This is a genomic window from Arthrospira sp. PCC 9901 (assembly GCF_059013425.1).
Genome location: NZ_CP102296.1, coordinates 1,507,058 through 1,532,552, shown reverse-complemented (window position 1 = coordinate 1,532,552; position 25,495 = coordinate 1,507,058). Strand labels below are relative to the sequence as shown.

Genomic DNA, 25,495 nt, shown 5'->3' with positions numbered 1-25,495 from the left:
GCCAACCCAGCTAACCTGCTCTAGCTTAATCTGTCCCCCCTCAAAGACAATATTGGGGGGCGGTCAGTTGAGAGGGGCGGGTAATTTTTGATGATTTATCAGTGACTCAGGCGCACTGACACGAAAAAAAAGCCAGTAATCGGACTTGAACCGGACATATAGCCTATAACCCCTATTCTACCGTCACTCAGACATTACTCAAAACCACAATAGAGTAATAAGTGAGTAAAAAATGAGTAATGCTGCTAACACCCCTACAGTAGGGGGAAAGGGTAATTATGACGAGAGTTACGATAGATTTCTGAAAGCCTATCAAGACTTTAAGGGAGAATGCCCCAAGGGAGTGACTCTCAAACTGCAGAAGTCTGGGACCAGGTACAATCTGCTATTGCAGTTTAAGCAACCACCTACCGGGAAACGGCTACCCAAGACAGCCAATCTTGAGTGTACGCCCCAAGGTGTGATAGACGGAGTTAAAAAAGCTAAGTTAGTGGCAGAAGCTCTGGGAACTATTGGTAGTGCTAGTGAATTTTGGGATTGGTATGATGCGACTATCCTAGGAAAGAATCAGATTGAAGATAACCTGATAACCTACCGGGAGATATTCCAACAACTAGAGGATGAGTATTTCGCTGGATACAACCGCAATACGAGAAGGAAGCGCTCTCGCGATATAGTTAGTGACCTATCGTCATATCACCAGAGCAAGGGATTGTATCTTGACCAGTTCCCTAATTGGGATGATTACCCTAACTGGGAGAGTTTTAAAGCTATGCTGTACACTCCCTTACAGAACGGAGAAGAGTTGATAGGGTCTAAAACATTCAAAGAACGTTACTACATCCTGAAAGCTATCGCCAAAAAATCCCCCAATAAAGACCACCTACTAAAACAACTAGAGCCTATCAACCCCAAACAAACACGATTTACAGTTAAACAGCGAATAGGCATTGATGCCTTCAAAGGTTGGTGGTATAGCGCCAAACAGGAAGCCTACACCATTAAAAACCATACGGTAAGTAAAGCGCGTCATGCCTGGCTGTGGGTTACTGGTATGGCAGTAATGTATGGGTTAAGACCTACTGAGATAGCAGCCGCTATTAATTTAACCAAACCCTACACAACAGAAGATGGCTACACCATCAAAGCACTATCAGACCCCGATAATCAAGATAATTATCTAGTCTTGGGTGATTATGCCTACTTTACTGACGGAGAAGGTCGGAAAGTAAGTATTAAGACTGGGGGACGGGTTATAGCACCAATTCCTAGCCCCGAGATGTTTAATTTTCTGGAATTAAAGCGACCACTACTGCCAGAGTACACACCCAAGGATGGCAGTCATCCTAGGACCGTAGCTGCAGGTTTTGGCGCTACCTTTGGTAAAAACATTAAAGCTATGGGGTGTCCAGTAACCCAGAAATATGCCTTCCGTAGGCTGTACAACCTGTTGGGTGAAAAATATGGAGTGCCCATAGAATTACGCGCTAGGATGATGGGTCATAGCACGATTGTCAATGAGAGTAAATACAAAACAGATGGGATTGACGCTACTCTAGAAGTCTTAAAAGGGGTAACTAAACTACCCGTACCCTTAGATGTAGCTGTAGAAAGGTTAACTACTCTGGGGGTTGATACTGATAGCCCCGAGGCTCAATTATTTCTTAGGGTAATCTATCAGATAGATTAATCTACTCGTTACAATCTCATAAGTTAACACCCCTAGATTAAACCCCTAGGGGTTATTTTATGGCTACAAATTGATAGATCCTATTGTGGTTTTGAGTAATGTCTGAGTGACGGTAGAATAGGGGTTATAGGCTATATGTCCGGTTCAAGTCCGATTACTGGCTTTTTACTTAAGCCCCTATCCTAACTGCGATTATCGGGATTTACTCAACCCGATAGTCGTATCCAATTACTCAAATATTACTCACAATCCATTCCTAGCACAGGAAAATAATTCTGTCAACAGGATGATTACTCAGTCAACAAGCACAACTTAATTAATCTGTCAAATAGCCACATCTCCCCCCAACCAGACAAGCGATAGGTTAACTCCCTTACGATACCCGTCAAGGGTATCCCTATCGGTTCGTACCTCACCCTTGACTGCTATCGCGTCGGTCGTTTCCCCAAGATGTCTGTTCCGGTTGGGGGGAGGATTGTTTCTCAAAATCAAGACGATAGCCGTAGTAGATAATCCCTCAATCTATCTTTGTACATTGATAGTTAGGTTATTTTTCGTGGACTAGACCTATAGATAAACCTATGAGCGATAGCCGTAGTGATTGTCTATGGGGTCAAACCATGATTACTACTGGGGAGATTCTTGGGAGTGCGATCGCTAAATCAGAATCATCTCCTTAGAACTGACTCAATACCCCTAAGCCATTTTCTGATTGATGATGACTGCCACGATGTGAACCGATACCAACATAATCACCTTACCCAAAAACCTTAGCCGTCTATTGTAGGTAATTTAGTTATGGGTATTATGTGGACATGATAGGGTGAGCATTCATATAATTCGACAGGAGTCTCCTAACAGGAGTCTCCCACTGAAAAATACATAGACACCCCCTACAGCTAGAAACCATAGGGGGATTATTTTAGGTTATTGGGTTATGGGTTAGGTAGGCTACTAGGGCTTCCGCTTGCTATCGGGATTACACCGATAAAACATAGCCATTGCAGCCTGTTCGATTTTTGCGTTTGTCATTTGGTCAGATTTTCCGATATAGATATGGTAGTTGACCGTACCGTCCCAACCTTTCAGGTTCCAGTATGCAAAACCATTGATTGATATTTTTTTGCAGGCTGTAAATCGTTTGCCATTTAACTCAACCGAAAATGATTTATGTTTTCTCAGATAATCAAACCATTCCGGGGATTCTAGCTCAATACAGACTCCATTAGGACCCTGCAGATAGTTACTGAAGCTTCCAGTATGTAGGGTGATTACGGGTAACAACTTAGGCACCGAAGTCGCCTCCCATAAAAATATCACTACTGTACCCGTTGCCGGTAAAATCGGGCATAAATGGCACCGGTTGAATAATCGCTTCATGAGATGATACCCATTGTTGATGTACCGCCATAAAATCAACAGCAGCGTTATGCGCAACTTCAGCTAACTTGATTCTGGTATCTTGATTGCTGTAGGGAATATCCCGTGACATTAACTGGATATAAATATCACGCGCTAATTCCGCAATGACCATCATTTTTGCATGCTCTTCATTCATGATTGAAACTCCTATTAATCGTTAATACGTTCGTTTGGATTGTTTAAGGTTTTAACGTCAATACAGTGATTCTGTAGTGTACTGCAAAATGCTTTGGACTGAATTAGGGTAGTTTTGTTGATTTCTTTTAATGAATTGTTCAGCTTATCCTCAGAAATTAGACCAGCATCAAACGCTACCATTAACCCGTTAATATAGTTAAGAGTTAACTCCAATTGTGATTTATGGTTAGCAATCAGCGTAGTCAAAAATCGCAGTAGCCTTGAATCTGTCATCCTTGGGTCAATATTCATTGATTGTACTCCTAAAGTTGGTTGCTGTTTTTTGCCGTAGTTTAGCGTCATTGCGGACGGGTATTTACTGGACTTTATCCATCAGGTGTTTTGTGTAATTCAATTGTTTAATCAGTAATTGCCTTTTGAGTTCTGTAGCAGCTAATTCTGTTTCACAATCGTCTAAAATTGATTTTAACGTTGCCAAACCTTCCTCCCTGTTGCTGTTGTAAACTAAACTATCTACCATAGTTTTAAACTTTACAAACATCTGGTTAGTGATATCTTGCATCATTTTTGTTCTCCTAAATTAATAAACTAACTGGAAATCAAGTTATTTGTTTCCATACATTTTTACCGTTAACATTAATCATGCTATATCCCCTATTTTTCATTAGATTTGTTAATTCATTTACAGCAACCCGTGAATCCAAATAACCATCATTTTTAGCGGTTTCTATGGCTATTTTTAGTGTCTTGGGGTCAATATCTGTTACCGGTTCGATTAATTCGGGACAGCCTGCTTTTATCGCTTGCTCATTTTGTTTAGTTTTATTCTCGATACTTTGAGCGATAAAGCTATCTAAGAATTGTTCTGTACCGCTAGATACTGTAAATATTTTATTTTCCGCTAATTCCCAATATCGATTAAATACTTTAATCGAATCACTTATCGATGATTCGTATATCATTGAGTGTGTAGCGATTACATCAATAGATAATCTGTAATTGATTATGCCTTGTTTCTTTTTTTGTATCGTTCGTTTAGTTTTGGCATAATTAGTACAATTATTCATATCCCTCCAAAACATTTCCAAGCGAGATGATATTTTACCAAGGTTTATATCTTCAATATCAGAGAGTTCCACCAACTCAAGACCGTTTCCCTTGTATTCCTCACTTGTCATTGATTGCCGTTTTTTAAACCATATAGGAAACATACGACGTTTCAATTCATTTAATTCCCAAAATGTCCAAACTGGATGTATTGAATTTATAACCTTTAATGCAAATGCATTGAAAATCATGTTTTGACCGGGAGTTTGACTACTAATTGTTATTCTGCTATTTTTCCTATTCAAGACTTTAAATAGAGATAACATATTTTCGTTTTCAATCAATAGGTTGGGTGTGATATCTTCCCAGACTAATAAGAAATTACGTTCAAACTCACTCCGCAATGGGTCATAATATCTTTCCTGTTGGATTTTGTTTCTCAATGATGCGAAGGTACTGTTAGCTAACACTGTATCGGTGTTATATAGTGAGGCTGCAATGGTAGCTATTTGGCTTTTCCCTGTACCACTAGAACCCCAAAGGAATAAACAGCCTGCGGTTGACATTAGCGTTACGGGTGAGCAAATAAAGCTAGTAATAATTGGAAACTGAATATCTGGATACGGCAGAATAGCGCAGGCTCTACATATTGACTCTATTTGCTCACCCAATACACCATCAACGATTATTTCCTCTAGTTCGTCTGCCAATGAGTCGCGTATCAGTCTATAATCTAAATAATTGTCATCGGGCATGGTAGTAATCTCCTAGTATGTTGGCTTGCTGTATGGTAGTTATCCCCCCAATATTGGGGGGATTTTTGTTGTGATTAGCTGAGTTTCATCAATTCAAGTAACGCCATCAAAACGTTGGGGTCTAATTTTTTAACCTTGCTGTAGAGACTGTCAAAGTCGGGTTCACAATCAAGAATTTTTGCTGTCCCCTCAACTCGCTCTTCCCAGGTTTTGTACTTGGCTTTACCACCAAAGCTACCATTTTTTTTGTTAGTTTTTGAATCAACAAAATCAATAGCTTCCTGTACAGTGTAACCCGCAACGGTAGGATTAAATGTGTCTAATCCCATGGTGTATTCTAGGATAAACGCCGCTAAATCATGTTTATTTTTAGTTGATTCAAAATCACTAGAATTCTCTTTGTTTATCTCAAGCAAACGTTCCGCTATCCGGACAGATGATTGTCCTAGGTTTATAGTCCCTGTGAACATCATTTTCCCGTTGGTTAGCATAGCGTCACTCTCGACTAAATGCAGTAACGCCAATTCTACCGGAGTAGGTTTGTATTCCCGTTTTTTGTCTTGATATTCGCTAGAATATTCAGCAATGCAGAATCGTACCGCTACCAACTGTTCCTCAAACTTCCAAGACCTATCATTGAAGTTCTGAAAGTCACCAGTCAACCCATAACCAAAAAGCCATAGGTGGGGAGGTTTGACAACAAACATGGCGCTTGTAACCTCCAAATATGTACCAGATTCTCCTGGTTTAACTGCGCTACAGAACGCGAATTTGTCACCATCTTTTTTGCCGTAATAACCGATACTCATGACTATTCTTCCTCAATTAATTGTTGGTTTACAAAGTCTACGAAATCCATTTGGGTTGTCTCTGGTTTTGCCGCGCTAGAGTTAGATAATTTAGCCCTAGCGTTGAACTCAACTTTTGCGGCAATTTCACGACACCCATACCAAAATAATGGGTTGCCAGACAATTCAACCTTTAACTTAGATTGTTTGTCTGTTTCATTTGTTTGGGTTCGTTGGACAAGTTTGATTTTTGCGTAACCTTGATAATCACCACGAGGTCTGTAGCTACCCATAACCTGATAGGCAATATTCTTAACCTCGGGAAGACGATGCTCTTCAATATGCGTGAGAATTTGATACGCTACAAGAATTGTGGTTTTATCGAATTCGTGTGGGTTGTAGTGAGTTTGTATCAACTCACCATCAAGGCTAAATATGCCTTTATAGTGTAGATTTCTCATGGTTGACACTCTCCCGTTAATTCAAACTCTTGTGCTTTTAAATGTCGCTGGAATTCATCAATGTTCATTAAGTAGATACCTTGCCAGCGATAAGACCGATTGCGTGTAACAAACCAGATATCATCAATCATTCCGGGGTTGAGATAATTAAGTAATTGCATCTTGAACTTGAACTCGGGTGTTAGTACTCCCTTTACCTCAATGTATTGATTGAACACTGGACTATAAAAGTCAGGTTTCCAAGTAATTGGTCGCCAGGGTTTCTCACCATTAACTAAAGTTAATTGCGGGTGAACTAACAACCTATCGTCATATTTTTTAAGCGAGTGATACACTTTGATTTCTAATGTTGACCCAAAGTAATATCCATCGTAGTATTGACCCTTAGCGTGATACTTATTAATCATCATTCACATCTCCAAAATAAGTTTCATTGTCGGGCTCTCTGTCACCGCCAGATTCAGCTTGATAAATATTCCATTCCGCTCGATAATATTCGAGTGCTGTAGTGAAAATTTCCTCAATTTTATCTGGATGCAAAGGGATTAATTTTTTAATCACTTCCCCCATGTAATAAGCCAGAAATTCTTTATCAAACGTGACTGCAGTTAACACCCAATCAATGCTTTTATCTCCTTTATAATTATGAACTTTCACTACAGACGATGTCCCTATATACATTAACGGGTTAATCTTGATATTCCTAAGATTTAATCTCACTTCTTTCCAGTGCTTTGATATCATGGTAACAGTCCTCAATGTTTGGTGTATAGGCTACCCGCGATAGGTAGCCTTTTTTGTTGGTTAATTAGGTGTTAGTGTGAAGCCAATCTGAGAACGGGTCAACAGCGTCAGGTTCACTACTAACCGTCTCGTTATCGCCATCAGACAAGTAGAAGAAATGATTTTCTAGTGCTGTGATGTCATCAGAAATAGCGCCAGAAACTTTACGCGGCATTTTGACACCACAAGTCTTGAGTAAGGTCAAAATAGCTTTTATGCTATTTTTTAGTACAACAATTTCTGAGTAGGTTAACTCTAGTTCAGGTTTTGCTGTTTCTGTAGTTTTGGCTAACAGTAACTTCTCCTTTAGTGTGCAGATAGGTGATGTTTTGGGATATGGCAAAAATGGTGTTACCTGCTCAAAAAACCCGATAAATTTACTGAACCTTTTTAGTATTATTAGGTATTCAGTAGGTGAGAGTTGATTGTTTGTCTCAACTTGATAAATGGCAGTATTTTGGTCTGGTGATGTATCTTTGTTTTTAGGCATCTGTCAGTAATTTCAAACTCATTGACAAAATCAATTTTTAAAAATACGATTAGGTTGTTGAGTTTGAAATTACTGTTATTTATGTTTTTTGTTATTTATGATTATTGTTTTAGGATTAATCAATACTTATGAATAAGTAATAAATATATAAGCAAAAACGATAAAACAATTATTGACTTTATATAATAATTGTGCAATATTTAAATTATCGCCACAGACAACTCAAATAAAAAACCACTATCTAAAAAAATAGTGGTTAGTTTACTGTGTTTACTTTTTAGAGGTTTAGGCTTTTGAACTATTCTTGCCGCCAGGTGATGACGGAGGTGCACTAGCGGGGATGTCACCTTGTGTTTGATTTGCGGCTTCACTTCTCCCGACGGTTAATTCGCCCAAATTAGCTAGGGCAAAGCCTTCTTTGTCGGGAATTCTGAACATACTATTATGGGTTCTGATTGATGCTGGCTTAATAGTCCAATAGTGAGCAAATACATATAATAAGCCACTAACAGAAACAATAGAAGGTGCTTTGATACTTATAAATCTTAGTATCTTTTCACCTACCCGCGTTTGAGTATATTTACGCCAATAACCAGGGTCTAACGGAGCCTCGATAAAGAATCGAGTGTATTCAGCTTTTTTGTATGCCCTAACTCGAGTCCCTCTTATGATATTGCGTCTATTGGTTTGGGGTGTAGATGTGCCACTAATGGGAGGTTTCCAAATAGTCAAGTCTCTGACTTCTGACGGTTCGTTGGTTAATGCACCCGAACTCAATGTATGGAGTAGAAGAAATGGCATTGGTACACCTATTTTGGAAGTCGCATCTACCGGAACTTCAACTATTAAACTGCGCCCCAAATGTGCACCTTTGGCTGTCGCTCTTTTGGCTTCCCAGGATTCTTTGTATTTATTGAATGTTTCACTTAAAGACATAGTGTTAGTTTCCTTTTTTTTAATTGCCTAAATTAGGGTAGGTAGAATGATGGTATTAACACCTACCCAATATCTATTAATCAACAAATAACTCAGTCGCTACTACGTCAATAGAACCGTCTGTAGGGTCTAAAACATCATCACTAGGGATTGACATAGAGACGCTGATGAGACCGGTAGCCATGTTGCGAGTGTAGCTTGTGATAACGGTTGCGCCATTAGGGTTATTTGCTAAGAGAGATTGCATACGTTGAGTTTGCTCAACAAGTTCTAACAGTTGATTTTCCATCGTGGTAGCATTTAGCGTTTTAGGTGCAGCCATAGTTTTATTTTTACTCAATTCGATATTTAGACTATAGCAGTATATTCGCCGATTATGGTGGTTTCGATTTACTCAACAGAAGCTACATATATGTAGCAGCTTTTAAGTTAAACACAACAGCACGTTACCAATACCAACATTACGCCCATAAGTCTACCGAGTAAGTCTAAGTATGTGGGTAATGGCTACCATCCCAGGCAATATCAACTACCAACAATCATCAGATAATTAGGTTGACGTTGGGGGTTTGTTTCCTGTTTTCAGTTCTAATGACGTTCTAGTGGCTTTCTTTATAGCATCGTCAACCCAGGTTGGTTTTTTCTCAAAGTGTAGGGGTATTTTGGCTTTTGTTTTTCTGGGGTCCTGATACATTGCCAATACGCTGCCTTCACCTAAATCAATTTTCGCTTGTTCAAATTTATCGATTAACTCCCAGTTAAGTATTTTCACCTCACTGATATACATTCTACTTTCTTTGATTCTTTTCGCATTTTCCCTACCACCAAAGCCTTTCCTTTCCTCAAATGTAATAGGATAAACTATCTTAGCGTTAGTTAAATCAACCAATTCTTTACACAAAGCTTCAGCTTCATTTTTACTTGATTGGTTAACAAAAAACGAGAATTTTCTACCATTGCTCATAGTACAGGTAACTTTAATATTGCCTTTAGTAAATGCTGATTTACTAGGTTGGGTAAATATCTTTTGCAGTCTATCCCAAGTAATTTTACTCCTGTCAACTGATGGTAACTCTATTTGAGTTTTTTGTAGTTTTGACCGCCTATCTTTAGTCCAATATGGCGGTTTTTCGTAGTTGTATAAAACAAAGGTTAATTGTATTTTAAGATTAGCTGATGTGCTAACTTCCTGGAAATCGCCCGACCCCATAAATTGACCTATATCTCTATTTCCTAGTATTTCAGTTTGGGCTAATGTGGTTGCGATATTTTCCTGTAAATTCCTTAAGGATGACACGATTCTGAATCTCTCACCACCATTTTCTACCACAGCGTTAACTAATTGTTGCTGTCTATTTTCCTCTATTCTTTGCAGTGCAATATACTCATCTAAACCTTGAGCAACTAAGATGATAGATTCTTTGCAACTATCGCTAAATTCATCCCAGAATTCTTCGGAACTATCTTGATTCCAAATAGTGTTTATATTACCATCGTATTCTTCTGGTAATTTCTCTCTAGCTTCCCTTCTTTGTTTCCCAAAACTCCATTCTTCACCTTTTTCATTACCCCATTTTTCAATTGTTGATTTACCGCCGGGAATCATTCCAGTGACAGTCTTTGCTAGTGTTGTTGGACTTGCTGTTCAAAACATTTTAACAAACCGCCTACCGTGTTTAAATAGTGACCATGCTATCGCTTTCATAGCCATATTAAACGATTGTTTTAAGTATGAGCCAAATGCTGTAGATACTTCTATTAACATCTCAGGACCTTTGCTCAAGGCAACGTGCATAGCTGCCGCTTTATTAATAAAAGCGAGACCCGCTACCGGTAACACTCCACAGACTAACTTGCCAGCCATATTGCCTAAAAAACCTGCAGTAGTGCTTATAAATTGTCTTTTGATGTTAAGGATATTTTTATCGATATCTGAATCAGAAATATTCCAGTTAAAATTCCAGAAAGAATCCCAGTTAGAAGTGATAAATTGTGCTACTTTCTCAAAACTAAATGCGGACAAAAACTTAGTAATCCCCTCCCATAACCAACCCCCAAAACTTTTGCCCCATTCAACTACTTTACCCGTAATTTTTGCCCATAATTTACCAAACCATCCCATTTCCTGAGTAGATGTTCTGCGGGATAGATTGACCTGTCTAACGCCATTTCTACCTATACCGCTACGGGTTTGGCGACTAGACAAACTACGGGTACTTCTCAACATTCTCGCACTTCTAGCTACCATTATAAAGCCCCTCTTAATGGATTATCGCCGTCAATCAATTCAGTTTCTATCTTGATATCAGGAAAGTCTTTTTTCAGTAATTCCTGTACTTTTTTTGTTTCCTGTTCCCTAATATCGTCTTGTTTTTTCATTGAATCATATAACCGCGTTAAATCGGCTAATATATCCTTTGCTGGGTCATTACTGTTAACCTGTAAAGTACCTTGGGCGCGTACAATAGCGAATATTTCTTTAATCTGGTTTAATGTTGTTTGCAGTGTTTCTTTTGCATCCTTTTGATTTGTAATCTTAACTTTGCTTTCATTAGGTTCTAACAACTCTTCAAAAGATTCTGCCTCGGGGGTAAATGCTGTTTTAAGTGTCTCGTATTTTTCCTCAGTAGCAAATCCCAAATAGTCGATTATCTCCGACACTTCCCTACCCGCTTTAAACGCTGCGGCGTGAGCTAAACCCGCCTCGTGTAATGCTGTTAAAACGGCGTTTTGTGTAACCTGATGGCTAATAGCAATTTCCATTACCATTCCGAATATTTCGGCAATTGACTCGGCTAGATTAGGTAACTTGATTTCGGCTTTCTCCTCTTCTTTTGTCATTAAGTTTACATCATCAATTTCCACCTTAACCTCAAACTCACCCCACCTCTCATCATCAATGTCAAACCTGTACATCAGCCATTCTGGTAATGTATTTATTTGCTTAATTCTGTTTTCTGGGTTATCTGCATTAACTGTTATTTTTTCTGGCATTTCAGCCGGAAAGGATTCAGGGTCCAAAAACTCATAAATCCTTCTAATCATTCCGCAACATTCTTCATTCATGTCTGGTATCCAAATCTTTCTTTTTTTAGCTTTAGGAGTTGTATTAGTTTCGGGGAAATACCATTGAATATCTCCACACTCATTACTAAACCATTTCCATTCCCACCCCCACCTATCTACTATATTAACAATAGTGAAAACTTCTCCCTCCCACTTATGATTTTTAGGGTATAGGTATATCTCTGTTGTTTCCCTGGAAAATGATGGTGGCACCCATAGCCAGTAATTATCATTAGGTCTATATAAAATACCGCGATGGTCTATATAGGTATATCTTCGATTAGGTCGAATGACACCCGTCCATGTTTCTATTGTCTCTAATAATTGTTTAGGATGGCTTGTTACAAATATTGCGCGAGCGTTTCTTCTAGGGAAAATCCTATCATATGAGGGAGGGTGTGAATTATCGTCTGATGTCATGCCCCCCCAGTAGGCAAAAGGAACATCGCTAGACGCACCGGGTACCCATGAGAATGGGTCCGAATATCGAATACCATTGTTAACATCAAAAAAATCGCCAACAGTAGTCTTCTTTACGATTAAATAATCTACCCCGTCTGCTCGTGATACATCTTCCGTCTTAATTGTGATACGTTCATAATTTTTCTCCGGCTCCCTAGGATATTTAACGGTTATTTTATAATAATTATGATGTAAAATAACTAAACAACCGTTACAATTTTCAGGTAATGAATCAGAACCTTTACTACCTTTTTTACCTCTCCCGGTTTCTGGGTCAGGTTCATCGTCTATAACAATCCATTTGCCACCATCATCATCATCATCATCGGCATCGTCGTCGTCGATATCATCGTCGATATCTCTTCCCTCTTCATCGTCTATTTTATCACCTGAATTAGGACCCCCAAAACTGCGACCACTACCACCTCTTCCGCTAATACCTCCCTTAGGTTTTTTACCTCCCTTTGGTTCATCTCTATTTGGCGGTTCTTTGACGGTTGCCTCTTTTTTGACATCACGTCGCCGATATTCCTCATCTATTCGGCGCTGTTCGTCTTCTCGTTTCCACCTGCCACGGTCTTCTGGATTAATTCCGCGTGGTACCCTAGTAATTGGATCCCACGGGTCTGCCAATCCAAGAACACCCCCCCTAAGTACGTCTCTTGTGTATGGCATTCCCTCAGCAGGATTTAATCTTATATATGACTCTCCACCTACACTACCAGCAAGTCCTGAACTTACGCCACCAGACCTACCAATATTTCGAGATGTACCCGACCTAATACTGTCTTTGACCATACCGAGTAACTACATGAGACTAATTAATAACTTAGAAATATTATATAATACTACAAGATAATTGAGGATTATTCATGAGAGGGATTAAAAATATTGCCACAGAGATTAACGCTAGTAATTGGAATAACGCTGTAGAGTTATTTAATGGCGCAATTTTAGAAGGTTTGATAACTGATAGATTTCGTTATGATGTTACTGCTTACGCCTATGTTTCTAGTTTAAATGCTAGGTGTTATATCCCTAGTATTAATCAATCACAAATACCTAAAATTTATCCAGAGGATAGTTATTATCAAAGATGGGAAAAGAAAAAAGATGTGTTACAAGGTTCTATAGACTTACAGATATTTTATTGGAACCTAGCCACAGAAAACGGGTTAAATCTAGGTATCGTAAAACTCCCTTATTATGGGGGAATCCATACCGAAAATTTATTAATCGAATTGATTACCAATCAAACAGAGGGATTAGCTATAGATTCACATTCCGTGTTAAAGGCTAGATGTCTAAATCAATTGCACAATAATGATTCGATTAATATTTTTGGAATGGCAGAATATCAGCTAGATACATTACCGAAAACACCATCACTAACTCAACCCGAAAATTTTGGGATTTCAGTAGGCAATACACCCACCCTAATTCGTGCTACTAATACTTACAGATATCGCTTACACCTACAGAACGCAGGTAGTGTTGGGGTTTGGTTTAGTCACGGACACATCAGCAATTGTGTACCCGGTCAATGCTTATGGCTACCACCTAATACAGCTTGGGATGATGAGTTAAAATCTACCGCTAGTATTTATGGGGTAACAGAAGGCAGTGTTTCGCAGATTGTTGGATTAGAACAGACAATCACTTACTAACCGGCTACAATGGAATTATTTACCGGGTAATCAATTATGAGCTTTTCAGTTTACAGTAGTGTCCTAAATTTAGATACTCTCAATATTACGGCTAAAATACCGGGCACACCCACTACAACTTCTATTAGTTTAACGGCTAATACAATTGCCGAGTTGGTAGCAGTAAATGCTACAACAAACGGACGTAATGTATTTATCAAAAATCGGTCTGCTGTACCCGTTCACCTAATTTTAGACCCAACAGGAACCGCTATCGCTGATGCAGCATTTTCCGTTAAGCCGGGCGATACTGTTATGCTCACTATTGGCGCTAGTGAACTACAGGCAATCAGTGAATCTGTCGCGGATATTTCGGTAACTGTAGTTGAGTTTGTAACTGTTGATTAAATGATATGGGGGGGATTTCCCCCTATTAAATAGGACTTAATTTATGACTAACTTTAATATTTATTCTAGTAAATTTGGGCAATCAACCGATAACTTACCAGAGGGCGAGGTTAATCTTTATTTAACTAATGAAAGGATACAAGCGGTTATTGACTCAAATACTGATTTAATTAAATTAACTGATTTATCATGGGATAATATTACAGACAAACCCACTACCTTACCGGAAACAGTTAATTTGACCGGAGAGCAAACAATACACGGTGATAAAGTATTTTTAGATAATATTAGGTTTGGTAGCGTCACGAGGCAAATGATAACCCTATGGGGGACTACTGTCGCTGGTGGTCCCCTGTACGGGATAGGTATACAAAATAGTACATATTATTGTAGGACGGGGCAGCATTTTGCTTGGTTTAAGCGCGGAATTCACCATGACAGCACGTTTGCATCGGGACTTGGCGGAACAACGATGATGGTATTAACTGGAGATTCCCGCCTAGGAATTGCAAACACAACACCACAAACAGAGTTAGACGTTAATGGAGATATCACCACAAAAAATATTATTTTTAATGACAGAAGCAGTAGTCCGGTTGGCAATTTTAAAATCAAAAAATATGTTGGTGGTTTTTTTGATGCTTCCGCAACTATATCCGGTTGGAATCAAGTCTGTAAAGTAACGGTTAATTCTGACGATACCTATGGTTGGATAAAAGGCGATATAGTTGTCGCATCTCATAGCGAGTTAGGTATTATTCCAGTTTTATTGTTTTATAGAACATCAACCGTTGGCACCATATCGATTCAGTTTTCCACACATCATCAAGCCCACACATTTAGTCCGTCTGTAGCAGGATTACGCTGTTATATTTCTCAATCTAATAACGAAATATATCTAGTAACTCACTTTACAGATAGTGGGTATAACGGTGTAAGTTGGGATTTATTATCGTGTGAGGATGATATCAATATTTATTTTTCCTGGAATCCATTGTCAATAGATGTTGATGAATTAACCCATATAACAGAATCTGGTCTGCAAACTATTAGACCTACTCATTGGATAACCTAATAATATGCCTAATAACTACGATATATCAGAAAATAAATGGTTTTTAACTTACAACCAGTATTTTATAAAAGAAGATGATACCCCACATGGGAGTAAACGATTGCCAGATATATCGGGTAGCAAATTTGTTAGAATATTATTTGACGCTGACCAAGTTTCCACCTATTGGAAAATGGCGGGTTGGTTAAAATTTTACGCATATAATGATGTCAAACAGAATATGATGGTTAAACGTGAGACTATTTGGCTTAATGAATATCAAATAATTGAATCACCCCCATATAGCAGTTTTTATGCGGTATTTGACCCACTAGAACGGATAAAATGGTTCACTCTTTATTTTTGGATATTAACACAATGAATATAATAATCGCTGAATTAGCTTTATTGATAACTATAATTATATTTTCGACTTATGCGATACTTAGGGAAGATAAGGTTATCGAGTCAAAACTTGACTATAACAGTGAGGTGTTGCGAATTTTACTTGATTTTATTAGGGGTTCTTTTGATAAAATCATCTGTAAATCAAGTAACAATCATCAGAATCCTAACCACAAAGATACCCCTAATGCTGATGATTGGCGTAAGCCCTAGTACCTAACCCATAACCCAATATCCTAAAATAACACCCCTATGGTTTTTGACTGTAGGGGTATCTGCATATTTTTCGGTAGTAGACTACCACAGTAGACTACCACTGATTTATATGAATGCTCACCCTATCATGTCCACATAATACCCATAACTAAATTACCTACAATAGACAGCTAATATTTTTGGGCAAGGTGATTATGTTGGTATCGGTTCACATCTCAGCAATCACCATCAATTAGAAAATGGTTTAGGGGTATTGAGTCAGTTCCAGGGAGATGTCAACCCAGATTTAGCGATCGCACTCCCAAGAATCTCCCCAGTAGTAATCATGGTTTGACCCCATAGACAATCACTACGGCTATCGCTCATAGGTTTATCTATAGGTCTAGTCCACGAAAAATAACCTAACTATCAATGTACAAAGATAGATTGAGGGATTATCTACTACGGCTATCGTCTTGATTTTGAGAAACAATCCTCCCCCCAACCGGAACAGACATCTTGGGGAAACGACCGACGCGATAGCAGTCAAGGGTGAGGTACGAACCGATAGGGATACCCTTGACGGGTATCGTAAGGGAGTTAACCTATCGCTTGTCTGGTTGGGGGGAGATGTGGCTATTTGACAGATTAATTAAGTTGTGCTTGTTGACTGAGTAATCATCCTGTTGACAGAATTATTTTCCTGTGCTAGGAATGGATTGTGAGTAATATTTGAGTAATTGGATACGACTATCGGGTTGAGTAAATCCCGATAATCGCAGTTAGGATAGGGGCTTAAGTAAAAAGCCAGTAATCGGACTTGAACCGATGACCGTCCGCTTACAAGGCGGATGCTCTACCACTGAGCTATACTGGCTTGAGGTCTAGCTGGGATGATAATTGGAACCACCCAACCGACCCACAGTTTCTTAGTATATCATAGTTTTCTAAATTTGTTCCAAATAATTTAATAAATCTGCCATGTCTTGAGGATTGGGCTGAAACTGAGGCATGGGAGGGGTTTTGCCACTAACGACCTGTTGAATAATACTAATCTGTGATTTTCGTTGGGAAACGTCCTTTAGGTTGGGACCGATTTGATGGTCAACTTGGCTAACATGACATCCCGCACAGTTCATCTCAAAAATAGCGTGTCCTCGGGTTGGGTCTCCGGTTAGTGACAACACTTTTTGAATGTAGGGATCTGAAGTGGGCACGGAATTGACTCCCCAGACCCAGAGGAGAATAACCACCATCAGCCCTACGGCAACCAAAGCCACTCGCTGGATGATCTCGGTTATATTAGTGTTGACAATATGGTTATCCAAAGCTACACGAATACACGAATCTACAAAAAACTTTACTTGTTCACCCTACAGCTTAATACTTTCTCCGGGTGAGGGCAAGTGGCGATCGCTCAAGGTGGAATTTATCGGTGGAATCTGTCCAAGAATATGCGATATTAATCCAAGGATATCAAAACTTAACATCAAGGAGTTTCAACGTGATTGAACCATTACTTTCGGGGATTGTCTTAGGCTTAATCCTGGTTACATTAGCGGGACTATTCTTGGCCGCCTATCAACAGTACAAGCGCGGAAATCAACTCAATATTGACTAAAGCCCCAAGTATTGACTCTTAGCAGGGACAAGGCTGGCCTGGTCTCTGGGCTGCCTTGTGTCTGAGGTTTCCAGTAGCGATCGCGATTTTTTGATGATAATTGCCGAGAGTCCAATCAGTCCAATCCGGCCACAAAAAGGGCGCGACTCAAGAGCCACGCCCGCCAGTCAAATGGTTAAGTTGATGTCCTAGTAGGTTTCAACGTGCCAACGGTGCTTTTTCTTGAGTTGCTTCTGATAATCAGACCAGTCAACATCAAACTTACCTGCTGCGGCCGACATTCCCTCATCAATGCCGCCTTCCATACCTTTGAGACCGCAAATATAAGTATGGGTGTTGGGTTTTTGGATCAATTCCCATAACTGATCGGCATTTTCCTTAATCCGATCCTGGATATACATTTTGCCACCTTCTGGGTTTTGTTGTTCCCGACTAATGGCATAGGTAAGGCGGAAGTTTTCCGGGAACTGTTGCTGCAATTCTTCAAGTTCCTGTTGATAGAGGATGTTGGGGCTGTAAGGAATGCCAAAGAACAGCCAAGCCAAGCCTTTGAACTTGTAATCTTCGTGCTGTTCCTTAAACATCCGCCACAGGAAGGCGCGGAAAGGCGCAATTCCCGTACCCGTTGCCATCATAATGATAGTGGCATCCTCATCATCTGGGAGCAGCATTTCTTTACCGACCGGGCCAGTAATAGCCACATCGGCCCCAGCTTCCAGGTTGCACAGATAAGTTGAGCAAACTCCGTAGACGGTTTCCCCAGTTTCTGGCTGTTTATATTCCAACTGACGAACACATAGGGAAACTGTTTTATCATCTACATGGTCGCCATGACGGGTAGAGGCGATCGAATACAGCCTGAGTTTATGGGGTTTGCCATTGTCGTCAGTTCCTGGCGGAATAATACCAATACTCTGACCTTCGAGATAGCGTAAGTCGCCGCCACTGATATCAAAAATCAAATGGCGAACAGTCCCGGTTCCACCTTCCCTAACTAACTCTTCGTTAGACAGGCATTTGCCGATATATGGATTTTTGGGCTTGTAAATGTTAACAGGAATATCTGTTTTGGCTTTCGCTTGAGTCATAGTAGGGGTTTGGGTTCCAGATGATTGGCTCTGTTGTCCATTTTCTGGTGCCGCTTGAGTCCGAACCGGAGGGGTTTCGCCAGCAGGGTAGATATTGACAATCTTGGCCCCCATTTTAGATAGGCGACGCATCTCCTGGTTCATGCGTTCGTAGGGAACGGTGAGGTAGACTGTGCCACTGCGACGAATGGGATAGTTAAAGTTGTCAGTGTTCTGTCCCTGACGCATCCCTTCGACTTCAAAGACAAAGATACGGCCCGCCGCTCCTGTCCTCATAGCAACACCAGTTCCAGTTGGACTGTACATTCGTTATTTCTCCCTTAACAATACTGAGCTGTTCACCCAAAAACTGTGACAGATTGATCAGTTTCGGCGATTTTTAAAGCAAAATTGCTAAATTGTTCAGACCAATTACTCCCACACTCCTAGCCAGAGGTGGAGTTTATATTCCCGAATCTGTCACACTCCTAGCCATTTTATCAAAAAATGGGGTACAAAGCCCCGTTGTTTAAGGTAGCGGAGGATGGCTTTTGATCAAAGTTGTTGCCTATTTTTTACTTGTATGGTATAATCGCGATTTGAGAAATTGGTGGTCGTCCGGAAACAGGATTTGCGGTTCATTTTCACGGGTGCTCTTCGGGTTCATCGAGATGTTCGGATACATCCCGATAAAGGTTGAAAATATGATGGTCTTTGAGACCATAGACTACATTGCGTCCCCTTTTCTGATAACTGACAAAGCGCATGGTGCGAAGGATTCTCAGTTGGTGAGATACGGCGGATTCGGTCATGTCAACGGCGGCGGCTAGGTCTCGCACACGCATTTCTTTCAGGGCTAGTGCTGATAAGATACGCCAGCGGTTGGGGTCTCCTAGGGTACTAAAAAATTCTGCCATCCGTTGGGCTTTTTCCATGCTCAAAATTTTCTCTGGGGCGGGGGGCTGGTGGTCGTGGTGATGGGGATTGCTATCAAGGGTGTTAGACATATTGTGATGTGGGGGGTTTGACTGTGGGGGATTAATCTCAATTCTAAAGAAATTATTAAACTTCCAGATACATATATCTGAAAGTCTGTTCAGATGTTATAGTAGTTACTATGAAAGCTTGTTCAAGCATAAATCTATTATATCTTGAGGAGAGGTTCTGATGACCACGGTAACTCAAATGAAATGCGCCTGCGAGTCGTGTCTGTGTATTGTGGATACGACAAAAGCGATCGCCAAAAATGGCCAATATTACTGTAGCGAAGCCTGTGCTAATGGCCATCCTAATGGGGATGGTTGCGGTCATAAGGGTTGCAATTGTCACCACTGATGAATTAATTTGGGGGGTAGCAGCAGAGTTTATCGATTGGGGATAATCTGCTGCTATTTTTTTGGGGAATTTAGCCGATCGCTTTGCTGACTTGAGTTGGGTTACACTTGGTTTCACCCAACCTACCAAGTCTCTGGTTGGGTTACACTTGGTTTCACCCAACCTACCAAGTCTCTGGTTGGGTTACACTTGGTTTCACCCAACCTACCAAGTCTCTGGTTGGGTTACACTTGGTTTCACCCAACCTACCAAGTCTCTGGTTGGGTTACACTTGGTTTCACCCAACCTACAAAGTCTTTAGTTGGGTTACACTTGGTTTCACCCAACCTACAAAATCAGAGTGATCATGAAGTTGAGGAAGAGTTTTGGGGAAGTTTTAGGGGTATTTCAATAACAAACTCGCTTCCCACAGACTCTTGGGAAACACAACGTAGGGTTCCGCGGTGTTTTTCGACGATAATTTGATAGCTGGTGGATAGTCCTAAACCTGTTCCTGATCCGACTGGTTTGGTGGTGTAGAAAGGGTCAAAGACTTTGGAGATGATTTCCGGACTGATACCAATACCGTTATCAGCAATGCGAATTTGGACAGTTTTTTGCTCGGTTAGCATAGTGCTGATCCAAATCATACCTGGTTCTTTGATAATTTGTTCCAGGGTCTGTTTTTTGTAGCGATCGCAAATAGCATCAATAGCATTATTAATTAGGTTGAGAAACACCTGATTAAGCTGTCCAGCACAACATTCAATCTGGGGAATATCTCCATATTGTTTATGGACTTGAATCGCGGGATGTAATGGTTTTTCTTTCAGACGATTATCAAGAATCATCAAGGTACTGTCGAGGTTTTCATGTAGGTTAATATATTTAACTTCCGATTCATCCAGTCTAGCAAAAGTTCGCAGGGATTTAATAATATCTCGAATCCGATCTGCTCCCAAAGTCATTGATTTAAATAGACGCGGCAAATCTTCTATTAAAAATTCCAAATCAATAGTTTCTATTTCTTCGGTGATTTCCGGGTTTGCTTGGGGGCAATGCTTTTGATATAGTTCAATTAGTCCTAATAAATCTCTGGTATATTCTTTAGCATGGGTAATATTGCCGTAAATAAAGCTGACTGGGTTGTTGATTTCATGAGCCAAACCTGCTACCATTTGCCCTAGGCTAGACATTTTTTCGGATTGCACTAATTGAACTTGTGCTTGTTGAAGCTGGTTTAATGTAGCTTCTAGGGTTTCAGTTTGCGCCTGTGCTACTCTGGCGGCTTCCTGGGTGGCGGCGTAGAGTTCTGCTTGGTTCAGAGCAATAACTAATTGATTAGCGATCGCTTCTAATAGCGCGACTTCTGAATGAGTCCAATTATGGATATCCTGACAATGTGCTAGGACTAAAGCTCCTTTAGTGTCTTGTTGTGTCTGAATGGGTAAAATCAAAACAGAACGGCATTCTAACACCAAAAAGAAATTGCGAATAGTGGGAGTCGGACAGATGGCGATATCATCAATTCGCATCATTTCTCCTGCCAATATATATTTACTCACAGGACGCAAAGCATCGCCGGGGTAAAGTTCAGAAATACTGCTCAGGGAGTCAATTTTGGCTTCTTTACGAACTTCCCATTCGGGGGTCTCTAAGTCGCTTCTATACCAGACAAAATAGGTGCGGTCTATATCCAATACACGCCTAATTTCAGCGACAGCAGTTGCCAAAATAGTATCTGTATCTAGGGAGTTACGAATCAACCCAGACAAACAATTTTCGAGTGCTTCTCTTTCGGCTAGTTCTCGCAGTTGTGCTTCGGAAATTCTTAAATTTTCCTCAGTTTTTTTAAGGCTGCTAATATCAAAAGCTGTGCCAATAATTCGGTTAACTCTTCCCGAATCGTCTATAATAGGATTAAGAGTAGTGAGGGAGAAAATTTGATTTTGACCAAAATTCAAATATTCCTCATACTGTAATGATGACTTTTTCAGCCAACAAGTTTCATAGTGACTGCGGATAGCTTTAGCATATTCATATAAAAACATATCTTCGGGTTTTTTACCGATAATATCCCTAGATTTGATGCCAGTAATTTTTTCGGAGGCGGGGTTCCATCCCACAAACTGAAAGTCTCCATCTAGGGTAACATCAACGACAAAAATTGCTTGTTCAATGCCATCATAAATGCTAGAGAGGAACTGCTCACGATCGCGCAAAATTTGCTCAGAGTTTTTGCGATCGGTAATATCCATAGCAATTTCAAATAGGCGCAGTACCTGTCCGACTTGGTTACGAACCGCCTCCCCGCGACCTTGAATATAACGAATGCCATCAGGTCTAACAATACGGTGGTCAATTTCGTAGGATTTTCCGGTAGCTAAAGCTCTCTCAACTTGGTTTAGCCAATTATCGCGATCTTCAGGATGAATAAGTTTTAGTAATTCCTCAAAGGTTAAACAATCTTGGTCTTTGACCAAACCCAAAATCTGCAAAAATTCATCAGAACAAGTAATTTTTTGAGTAACAACATCATATTCCCAATTACCTACATGAGCAATACGCTGGGCCATTTCCAGGTTTTCAGCTACTCGCAAGGCTTCAGTTTCTTTCTGTTTACGTTGAGTAATATCTCGGTTACTCACCCGTTTTCCCTGATACTGTCCGGCTGCATCATAGATAGGCTGATAGTTATGACCAATCCAACGCACTTGTTGATCGCGGGTGATAATACGAAAATCTATTTCCTGGTTATTACGATCGCAGACATTTTCATATAAATAGGGAATTATGCGATCGCTATCTTCAGGATGAATAATTTTTGCCAATAGGCTAGGGTCTTGCATAAACTCTTTAACAGAGTAGCCAGTTATGCGTTCACAGGAGGGAGAAACATATACAATTTCCTGTTGAGGATTAATCCAATATTCCCAATCATAGGTAAAATCGATAATCCTTCGGAACTTATCTTCAACAGCCTTTAAATTATCGGCGATCGCTTTTTGTTCAGTAATATCTCGACCTACTCCATAAATAGACCCCGACTCGAACACAGGCACAAAAGTCCAGGACCACCATTTAGAGGAGCCATCTTTAGATAAAAGTCGATTTTCAAACTGACGAGTTTTGCCATAATGTATAGCATTAAACTCATAAAAAGTTATGGTCTGGTCTGGCTCATATACCAAACTCATAAAAGAACTATCTATCAGTTCATTAAAATCATAGCCCAAGCTAATTTGCCAGGCGGAATTAAGAAACTGAAAGTTACCTTCCAGGTTCAGAATTACCACCAGGTCAACCGTATGGTTAAATAGGCGATCTATTTGGGTTCGATGATGCCACCATTCAGCTAAACGTTTTTGTAGAGAAGCCAGTAACCTGTGCTGTCTGAAATTGAAAAGATGAGTAAATTTCGAGGTAATAATAGCTGGCAATTTTGCGGGATTATTACCATCATGATAGTCCGCAGCCATTTCCGTATCAAAAATAAAGCCATTCAAGACAATATCGTGATTAGGTTTTCTCTCGGGCTTGGCACTGGCATATAGCCATTTAATTTGGCCGTCTTGTGTGGTATATTGCCAATGTCTAGACCAAGCTTTTAAACTGGCTGCACAATCATAAATAGACTTATAAAAATTTTGGCGATCGCCCTTTTTTTTTAATCCAAAAATGTTGTCCGAATTGATGCAAAAATCATCTAATTCTACCCCATAAATATCTCTAAAATTGCCAATAATATAGGTATATTTTTCACTCCCATCAGCAGACAATAGATATTGATAAAATACCCCAGAAATCCCTGCCATTAATTCTTGAAGTTGTTGGCATTCATTAATCGGATTTAGATGTTTACCTGTCAACTCAGATTGTACAGATGGTTCTGGGGTCATTTTCAGTGCACCTCTCTACTCAATCATACCAAGGCTTTAAGGGCGCGTTGAACACCTGATGCAACCTTTAAATAGGCAACAGGTAAAAGTCAAAACTTTTCACCCTATAACCCATTTTCCGCGCACTTTGCTATCTCATATCATAAGCCATATTATTATCAAACAATAATAAGTTTTTAAACAGCACGCGGCCAGGAGTATCCCCTGGGCAAAATATTGGCAGAGGGAGAGGGTCTGTCGAACCCACCCCCTAGATCATGATGTCAATTAACGTCGCCGTCTTCCAGAGGAACCGGAACGGCTGGGACTTCTACTACCACTACCAAAACTGGGTGTACGTTGTCTTTGGGGACGAGCCTGCTGAGACTGACGCAAATTGCTAGTTCCCGCGCCAGAACCGGTTGAGCGATTAACATTGGGGTTAGTTTGGCGAGTAGTAGAACTAGGGGAAGAACTGCGAGCGGTTCCAGTAGTGCGGAAGGTTTGCCGATTTCTAACGGCGGCGGGAGGTTCATTGTACCTAGTGCGATATTGGGTGACCGCCTGGTTGTAGGTGTTACCAGAACCGCCATAGCCAACTAATGAACTACCGGACTGATAGACGGGGGGAACATAGTAACGGGGGGAAAATAGGCTAGTGGCGATCGCACTACCCACAAAGGAAGCCGCAAAAGGAGTCCAGAAATTAGACTCTCGGCGCACCACCACCGTTTGAGTCTGACCCGTTTGAGGATCGGTGCGGGTTTCAGTCACATTGTGGACATACTCAATCTGGAAATCTTCCGTCAGGTAAAAAACTGGCTGATTATTTTCGATCAACAGATGACTTTTTTCACCAGCCTTAATTTGTTCGTCCGTCAGACGCGCCATTTGCAACTCAGAGGTCTGAAATACTGGCGGTCTGGCGTTCAGTAACATTAAGCGATACTCTCCAGTAGCATCATCATATTGCGCTTGTTGAACGGGATATTTGCCATCAGCGAGTCGGTTAGCCGCCGATGCTGAACTGCGGACTGTTTGTTGAGTGGTGGTCTGTGAGGAAGACCCACAAGCCACGGTTGTCCAACAGAGCGCAAATACCATTAAAACCGTGATTAATTTTTTGGGTAACATAATTTTAGCTAAAGTTAACTTAGGAAATTTCTCTGCACCGTTTATAGGGGTACGAGTTCGGGAAAGTTTTGTAAAAGCTGGTCTTCCGTGAGTACATCACCCAACCGCGCCGGGGAAAAGTGAATTTGAATGGCGCGTAAACTCCCTTGGTAGTGGAGGTTAATGATGCTTTTCAGTCCAGCTTCCATGGCTTCAAAATTGGCTAGGTCAGTTTCGAGGTCAGGAACTTCCCCCTCACAAGCTATTGTAACTATTACAACCAAGTTATAGGTGATAGGTAGGGACAGGGGTTCGTCTGGATCGATTTCTTCTTGGTTCAAGTCCGGTTGACTGAGATACCTTTGGGCGGAGTCGGTGAATAACTCGTTCACATAGTCCCCGGCTTCTTCTTCATCCCAGATCACGTCTCCTTCATTACCAGCGGACTGCCAATAGGTATTGTACTGGAGAAGGCTTTGACAGACTTCTACGAGTCCCTCTCCCATGATTTCCAGATCTCCATCGTGGTCTATGGCTTCGCGGGTGACTTGGTTAAGAACACCTAGTAATGGCGCAACTTCAGCGCCGCCTAGGTGTAGGAATAGCCGACAGACGACAAAGCGGGTCTTACCCATCATTTTATTAAAGCGATCGCCTAAGCTGGCCATAATTGACTCCTCATTGGATTACTGCAAACAGATCAGTTATGTTTTTAGGATATCGCGATCTTTTGTCTATCCTGGAACCTCTTGGGAC

At 40.5% G+C, this 25,495-nt stretch carries 29 protein-coding genes and 1 tRNA gene; 8 read left to right on the top strand and 22 right to left on the bottom strand.

Annotated features, from left to right (window positions below; genetic code table 11):
* Window positions 1-232: 232 nt before the first annotated feature.
* Window positions 233-1,690 carry a site-specific integrase gene (locus NLZ44_RS06765; protein WP_493752267.1) on the top strand — a complete coding sequence of 486 codons (1,458 nt, stop codon included), beginning with the start codon at window positions 233-235 and terminating at the stop codon, window positions 1,688-1,690.
* Between the two features lie 954 nt (window positions 1,691-2,644).
* Here NLZ44_RS06765 and NLZ44_RS06760 read toward each other — a convergent pair.
* From NLZ44_RS06760 to NLZ44_RS06690, 15 genes are all read right to left on the bottom strand, one after another.
* Complete coding sequence (locus NLZ44_RS06760) at window positions 2,645-2,983, bottom strand: hypothetical protein (RefSeq protein ID WP_493752266.1); 339 nt, start codon at window positions 2,981-2,983, stop codon at window positions 2,645-2,647.
* Window positions 2,976-3,248, bottom strand: coding sequence for a hypothetical protein (locus NLZ44_RS06755; protein WP_493752265.1), 273 nt, complete (start codon window positions 3,246-3,248; stop codon window positions 2,976-2,978). The genes NLZ44_RS06760 and NLZ44_RS06755 overlap by 8 nt, the downstream gene beginning before the upstream one ends.
* Before the next feature lie 14 nt (window positions 3,249-3,262).
* The gene (locus NLZ44_RS06750; protein WP_493752264.1) at window positions 3,263-3,592 is read right to left on the bottom strand and encodes a hypothetical protein; all 330 of its coding nucleotides are present in this window, start codon (window positions 3,590-3,592) and stop codon (window positions 3,263-3,265) included.
* 13 nt (window positions 3,593-3,605) lie between these two features.
* Window positions 3,606-3,815, bottom strand: a complete 210-nt coding sequence (locus tag NLZ44_RS06745; RefSeq protein ID WP_493752263.1) for a hypothetical protein — start codon at window positions 3,813-3,815, stop codon at window positions 3,606-3,608.
* A 34-nt stretch (window positions 3,816-3,849) separates the two neighbouring features.
* Window positions 3,850-5,052 carry a hypothetical protein gene (locus NLZ44_RS06740; RefSeq protein ID WP_493752262.1) on the bottom strand — a complete coding sequence of 401 codons (1,203 nt, stop codon included), beginning with the start codon at window positions 5,050-5,052 and terminating at the stop codon, window positions 3,850-3,852.
* A 74-nt stretch (window positions 5,053-5,126) separates the two neighbouring features.
* Window positions 5,127-5,861, bottom strand: coding sequence for a hypothetical protein (locus NLZ44_RS06735; RefSeq protein WP_493752261.1), 735 nt, complete (start codon window positions 5,859-5,861; stop codon window positions 5,127-5,129).
* 2 nt (window positions 5,862-5,863) lie between these two features.
* A complete protein-coding gene (locus NLZ44_RS06730) occupies window positions 5,864-6,301 on the bottom strand; it encodes a hypothetical protein (protein WP_493752260.1) in 438 nt (145 codons plus the stop codon).
* Complete coding sequence (locus tag NLZ44_RS06725) at window positions 6,298-6,711, bottom strand: DUF1064 domain-containing protein (RefSeq protein ID WP_493752259.1); 414 nt, start codon at window positions 6,709-6,711, stop codon at window positions 6,298-6,300. The genes NLZ44_RS06730 and NLZ44_RS06725 overlap by 4 nt, the downstream gene beginning before the upstream one ends.
* Window positions 6,701-7,045: a hypothetical protein gene (locus NLZ44_RS06720; RefSeq protein WP_493752258.1), complete on the bottom strand. Its 345-nt coding sequence runs from the start codon at window positions 7,043-7,045 to the stop codon at window positions 6,701-6,703. Before NLZ44_RS06720 ends, NLZ44_RS06725 begins: the two co-directional genes overlap by 11 nt.
* A 64-nt stretch (window positions 7,046-7,109) precedes the next feature.
* Entirely contained in the window at window positions 7,110-7,574 is a 465-nt protein-coding gene (locus tag NLZ44_RS06715) for a hypothetical protein (protein ID WP_493752257.1), read from the bottom strand.
* 285 nt (window positions 7,575-7,859) lie between these two features.
* Window positions 7,860-8,510, bottom strand: a complete 651-nt coding sequence (locus NLZ44_RS06710) for a hypothetical protein (RefSeq protein WP_493752256.1) — start codon at window positions 8,508-8,510, stop codon at window positions 7,860-7,862.
* Window positions 8,511-8,586: 76 nt separating this feature from the next.
* Entirely contained in the window at window positions 8,587-8,832 is a 246-nt protein-coding gene (locus NLZ44_RS06705) for a hypothetical protein (RefSeq protein ID WP_493752255.1), read from the bottom strand.
* A 228-nt stretch (window positions 8,833-9,060) separates the two neighbouring features.
* Window positions 9,061-10,116, bottom strand: a complete 1,056-nt coding sequence (locus NLZ44_RS06700) for a hypothetical protein (protein ID WP_493752254.1) — start codon at window positions 10,114-10,116, stop codon at window positions 9,061-9,063.
* A 39-nt stretch (window positions 10,117-10,155) separates the two neighbouring features.
* The gene (locus NLZ44_RS06695) at window positions 10,156-10,716 is read right to left on the bottom strand and encodes a hypothetical protein (RefSeq protein ID WP_493752253.1); all 561 of its coding nucleotides are present in this window, start codon (window positions 10,714-10,716) and stop codon (window positions 10,156-10,158) included.
* A gap of 41 nt (window positions 10,717-10,757) precedes the next feature.
* On the bottom strand, window positions 10,758-12,836 hold the full coding sequence (locus tag NLZ44_RS06690; protein ID WP_493752252.1) for a hypothetical protein: 2,079 nt from the start codon (window positions 12,834-12,836) through the stop codon (window positions 10,758-10,760).
* A gap of 74 nt (window positions 12,837-12,910) precedes the next feature.
* Here NLZ44_RS06690 and NLZ44_RS06685 point away from each other — a divergent pair, with 74 nt between their 5' ends.
* The 5 genes from NLZ44_RS06685 to NLZ44_RS06665 are packed head-to-tail and all read left to right on the top strand — an operon-like array spanning window position 12,911 to window position 15,764.
* Window positions 12,911-13,705 (top strand): hypothetical protein, encoded by a 795-nt coding sequence (locus NLZ44_RS06685; protein ID WP_493752251.1) that lies wholly within the window; start codon window positions 12,911-12,913, stop codon window positions 13,703-13,705.
* 36 nt (window positions 13,706-13,741) lie between these two features.
* On the top strand, window positions 13,742-14,092 hold the full coding sequence (locus tag NLZ44_RS06680) for a hypothetical protein (RefSeq protein ID WP_493752250.1): 351 nt from the start codon (window positions 13,742-13,744) through the stop codon (window positions 14,090-14,092).
* 43 nt (window positions 14,093-14,135) lie between these two features.
* Window positions 14,136-15,167, top strand: a complete 1,032-nt coding sequence (locus NLZ44_RS06675; RefSeq protein WP_493752249.1) for a hypothetical protein — start codon at window positions 14,136-14,138, stop codon at window positions 15,165-15,167.
* A 4-nt stretch (window positions 15,168-15,171) separates the two neighbouring features.
* Window positions 15,172-15,528, top strand: a complete 357-nt coding sequence (locus NLZ44_RS06670) for a hypothetical protein (protein ID WP_493752248.1) — start codon at window positions 15,172-15,174, stop codon at window positions 15,526-15,528.
* A complete protein-coding gene (locus NLZ44_RS06665) occupies window positions 15,525-15,764 on the top strand; it encodes a hypothetical protein (RefSeq protein ID WP_493752247.1) in 240 nt (79 codons plus the stop codon). Before NLZ44_RS06670 ends, NLZ44_RS06665 begins: the two co-directional genes overlap by 4 nt.
* 787 nt (window positions 15,765-16,551) lie before the next feature.
* On the opposite strand, the gene NLZ44_RS06660 is transcribed toward NLZ44_RS06665, so the two are convergent.
* Together NLZ44_RS06660 and NLZ44_RS06655 are read right to left on the bottom strand one after the other, a co-directional pair.
* Window positions 16,552-16,623, bottom strand: a tRNA-Thr gene (locus NLZ44_RS06660).
* A gap of 70 nt (window positions 16,624-16,693) precedes the next feature.
* Window positions 16,694-16,963 carry a c-type cytochrome gene (locus NLZ44_RS06655; RefSeq protein WP_493752246.1) on the bottom strand — a complete coding sequence of 90 codons (270 nt, stop codon included), beginning with the start codon at window positions 16,961-16,963 and terminating at the stop codon, window positions 16,694-16,696.
* 287 nt (window positions 16,964-17,250) lie between these two features.
* Here NLZ44_RS06655 and petG point away from each other — a divergent pair, with 287 nt between their 5' ends.
* The gene (gene petG / locus NLZ44_RS06650) at window positions 17,251-17,367 is read left to right on the top strand and encodes a cytochrome b6-f complex subunit V (protein WP_493752961.1); all 117 of its coding nucleotides are present in this window, start codon (window positions 17,251-17,253) and stop codon (window positions 17,365-17,367) included.
* 188 nt (window positions 17,368-17,555) lie between these two features.
* Here the strand turns inward: petG and cpcD/petH are convergent, their stop codons facing one another.
* Both cpcD/petH and NLZ44_RS06640 read right to left on the bottom strand, forming a co-directional pair.
* Window positions 17,556-18,761 (bottom strand): bifunctional rod-capping linker CpcD/ferredoxin--NADP reductase PetH, encoded by a 1,206-nt coding sequence (gene cpcD/petH, locus NLZ44_RS06645; protein WP_493752245.1) that lies wholly within the window; start codon window positions 18,759-18,761, stop codon window positions 17,556-17,558.
* 317 nt (window positions 18,762-19,078) lie between these two features.
* Complete coding sequence (locus tag NLZ44_RS06640; RefSeq protein ID WP_493752244.1) at window positions 19,079-19,441, bottom strand: ArsR/SmtB family transcription factor; 363 nt, start codon at window positions 19,439-19,441, stop codon at window positions 19,079-19,081.
* Between the two features lie 160 nt (window positions 19,442-19,601).
* Between NLZ44_RS06640 and NLZ44_RS06635 the strand changes: the two genes are divergently transcribed.
* On the top strand, window positions 19,602-19,769 hold the full coding sequence (locus NLZ44_RS06635; RefSeq protein WP_006616223.1) for a metallothionein: 168 nt from the start codon (window positions 19,602-19,604) through the stop codon (window positions 19,767-19,769).
* Window positions 19,770-20,113: 344 nt separating this feature from the next.
* Here NLZ44_RS06635 and NLZ44_RS06630 read toward each other — a convergent pair whose 3' ends face one another.
* The 3 genes from NLZ44_RS06630 to NLZ44_RS06620 all read right to left on the bottom strand — a co-directional run bounded on the left by NLZ44_RS06630 (window position 20,114) and on the right by NLZ44_RS06620 (window position 25,407).
* Window positions 20,114-23,647, bottom strand: a complete 3,534-nt coding sequence (locus tag NLZ44_RS06630; RefSeq protein WP_493752243.1) for a PAS domain-containing sensor histidine kinase — start codon at window positions 23,645-23,647, stop codon at window positions 20,114-20,116.
* Between the two features lie 267 nt (window positions 23,648-23,914).
* Window positions 23,915-24,760 (bottom strand): hypothetical protein, encoded by an 846-nt coding sequence (locus NLZ44_RS06625; RefSeq protein WP_493752242.1) that lies wholly within the window; start codon window positions 24,758-24,760, stop codon window positions 23,915-23,917.
* Window positions 24,761-24,801: 41 nt separating this feature from the next.
* Complete coding sequence (locus NLZ44_RS06620) at window positions 24,802-25,407, bottom strand: DUF1517 domain-containing protein (RefSeq protein ID WP_111893902.1); 606 nt, start codon at window positions 25,405-25,407, stop codon at window positions 24,802-24,804.
* Between the last annotated feature and the right edge of the window lie 88 nt (window positions 25,408-25,495).

Bases quoted from the DNA above. Each gene is read 5' to 3' on its own strand.
- NLZ44_RS06725 (WP_493752259.1), bottom strand. From the start codon at position 6,711: ATGATGATTAATAAGTATCACGCTAAGGGTCAATACTACGATGGATAT.
- NLZ44_RS06635 (WP_006616223.1), top strand. From the start codon at position 19,602: ATGACCACGGTAACTCAAATGAAATGCGCCTGCGAGTCGTGTCTGTGT.
- NLZ44_RS06700 (WP_493752254.1), bottom strand. From the start codon at position 10,116: ATGATTCCCGGCGGTAAATCAACAATTGAAAAATGGGGTAATGAAAAA.
- NLZ44_RS06735 (WP_493752261.1), bottom strand. From the start codon at position 5,861: ATGAGTATCGGTTATTACGGCAAAAAAGATGGTGACAAATTCGCGTTC.
- NLZ44_RS06740 (WP_493752262.1), bottom strand. From the start codon at position 5,052: ATGCCCGATGACAATTATTTAGATTATAGACTGATACGCGACTCATTG.
- NLZ44_RS06625 (WP_493752242.1), bottom strand. From the start codon at position 24,760: ATGTTACCCAAAAAATTAATCACGGTTTTAATGGTATTTGCGCTCTGT.
- NLZ44_RS06675 (WP_493752249.1), top strand. From the start codon at position 14,136: ATGACTAACTTTAATATTTATTCTAGTAAATTTGGGCAATCAACCGAT.
- NLZ44_RS06640 (WP_493752244.1), bottom strand. From the start codon at position 19,441: ATGTCTAACACCCTTGATAGCAATCCCCATCACCACGACCACCAGCCC.
- NLZ44_RS06670 (WP_493752248.1), top strand. From the start codon at position 15,172: ATGCCTAATAACTACGATATATCAGAAAATAAATGGTTTTTAACTTAC.
- NLZ44_RS06765 (WP_493752267.1), top strand. From the start codon at position 233: ATGAGTAATGCTGCTAACACCCCTACAGTAGGGGGAAAGGGTAATTAT.
- NLZ44_RS06620 (WP_111893902.1), bottom strand. From the start codon at position 25,407: ATGGCCAGCTTAGGCGATCGCTTTAATAAAATGATGGGTAAGACCCGC.
- NLZ44_RS06710 (WP_493752256.1), bottom strand. From the start codon at position 8,510: ATGTCTTTAAGTGAAACATTCAATAAATACAAAGAATCCTGGGAAGCC.
- NLZ44_RS06680 (WP_493752250.1), top strand. From the start codon at position 13,742: ATGAGCTTTTCAGTTTACAGTAGTGTCCTAAATTTAGATACTCTCAAT.
- NLZ44_RS06630 (WP_493752243.1), bottom strand. From the start codon at position 23,647: ATGACCCCAGAACCATCTGTACAATCTGAGTTGACAGGTAAACATCTA.
- NLZ44_RS06685 (WP_493752251.1), top strand. From the start codon at position 12,911: ATGAGAGGGATTAAAAATATTGCCACAGAGATTAACGCTAGTAATTGG.
- NLZ44_RS06665 (WP_493752247.1), top strand. From the start codon at position 15,525: ATGAATATAATAATCGCTGAATTAGCTTTATTGATAACTATAATTATA.
- cpcD/petH (WP_493752245.1), bottom strand. From the start codon at position 18,761: ATGTACAGTCCAACTGGAACTGGTGTTGCTATGAGGACAGGAGCGGCG.
- NLZ44_RS06720 (WP_493752258.1), bottom strand. From the start codon at position 7,045: ATGATATCAAAGCACTGGAAAGAAGTGAGATTAAATCTTAGGAATATC.
- NLZ44_RS06715 (WP_493752257.1), bottom strand. From the start codon at position 7,574: ATGCCTAAAAACAAAGATACATCACCAGACCAAAATACTGCCATTTAT.
- NLZ44_RS06730 (WP_493752260.1), bottom strand. From the start codon at position 6,301: ATGAGAAATCTACACTATAAAGGCATATTTAGCCTTGATGGTGAGTTG.
- NLZ44_RS06690 (WP_493752252.1), bottom strand. From the start codon at position 12,836: ATGGTCAAAGACAGTATTAGGTCGGGTACATCTCGAAATATTGGTAGG.
- NLZ44_RS06705 (WP_493752255.1), bottom strand. From the start codon at position 8,832: ATGGCTGCACCTAAAACGCTAAATGCTACCACGATGGAAAATCAACTG.
- NLZ44_RS06745 (WP_493752263.1), bottom strand. From the start codon at position 3,815: ATGATGCAAGATATCACTAACCAGATGTTTGTAAAGTTTAAAACTATG.
- NLZ44_RS06750 (WP_493752264.1), bottom strand. From the start codon at position 3,592: ATGACGCTAAACTACGGCAAAAAACAGCAACCAACTTTAGGAGTACAA.
- NLZ44_RS06755 (WP_493752265.1), bottom strand. From the start codon at position 3,248: ATGAATGAAGAGCATGCAAAAATGATGGTCATTGCGGAATTAGCGCGT.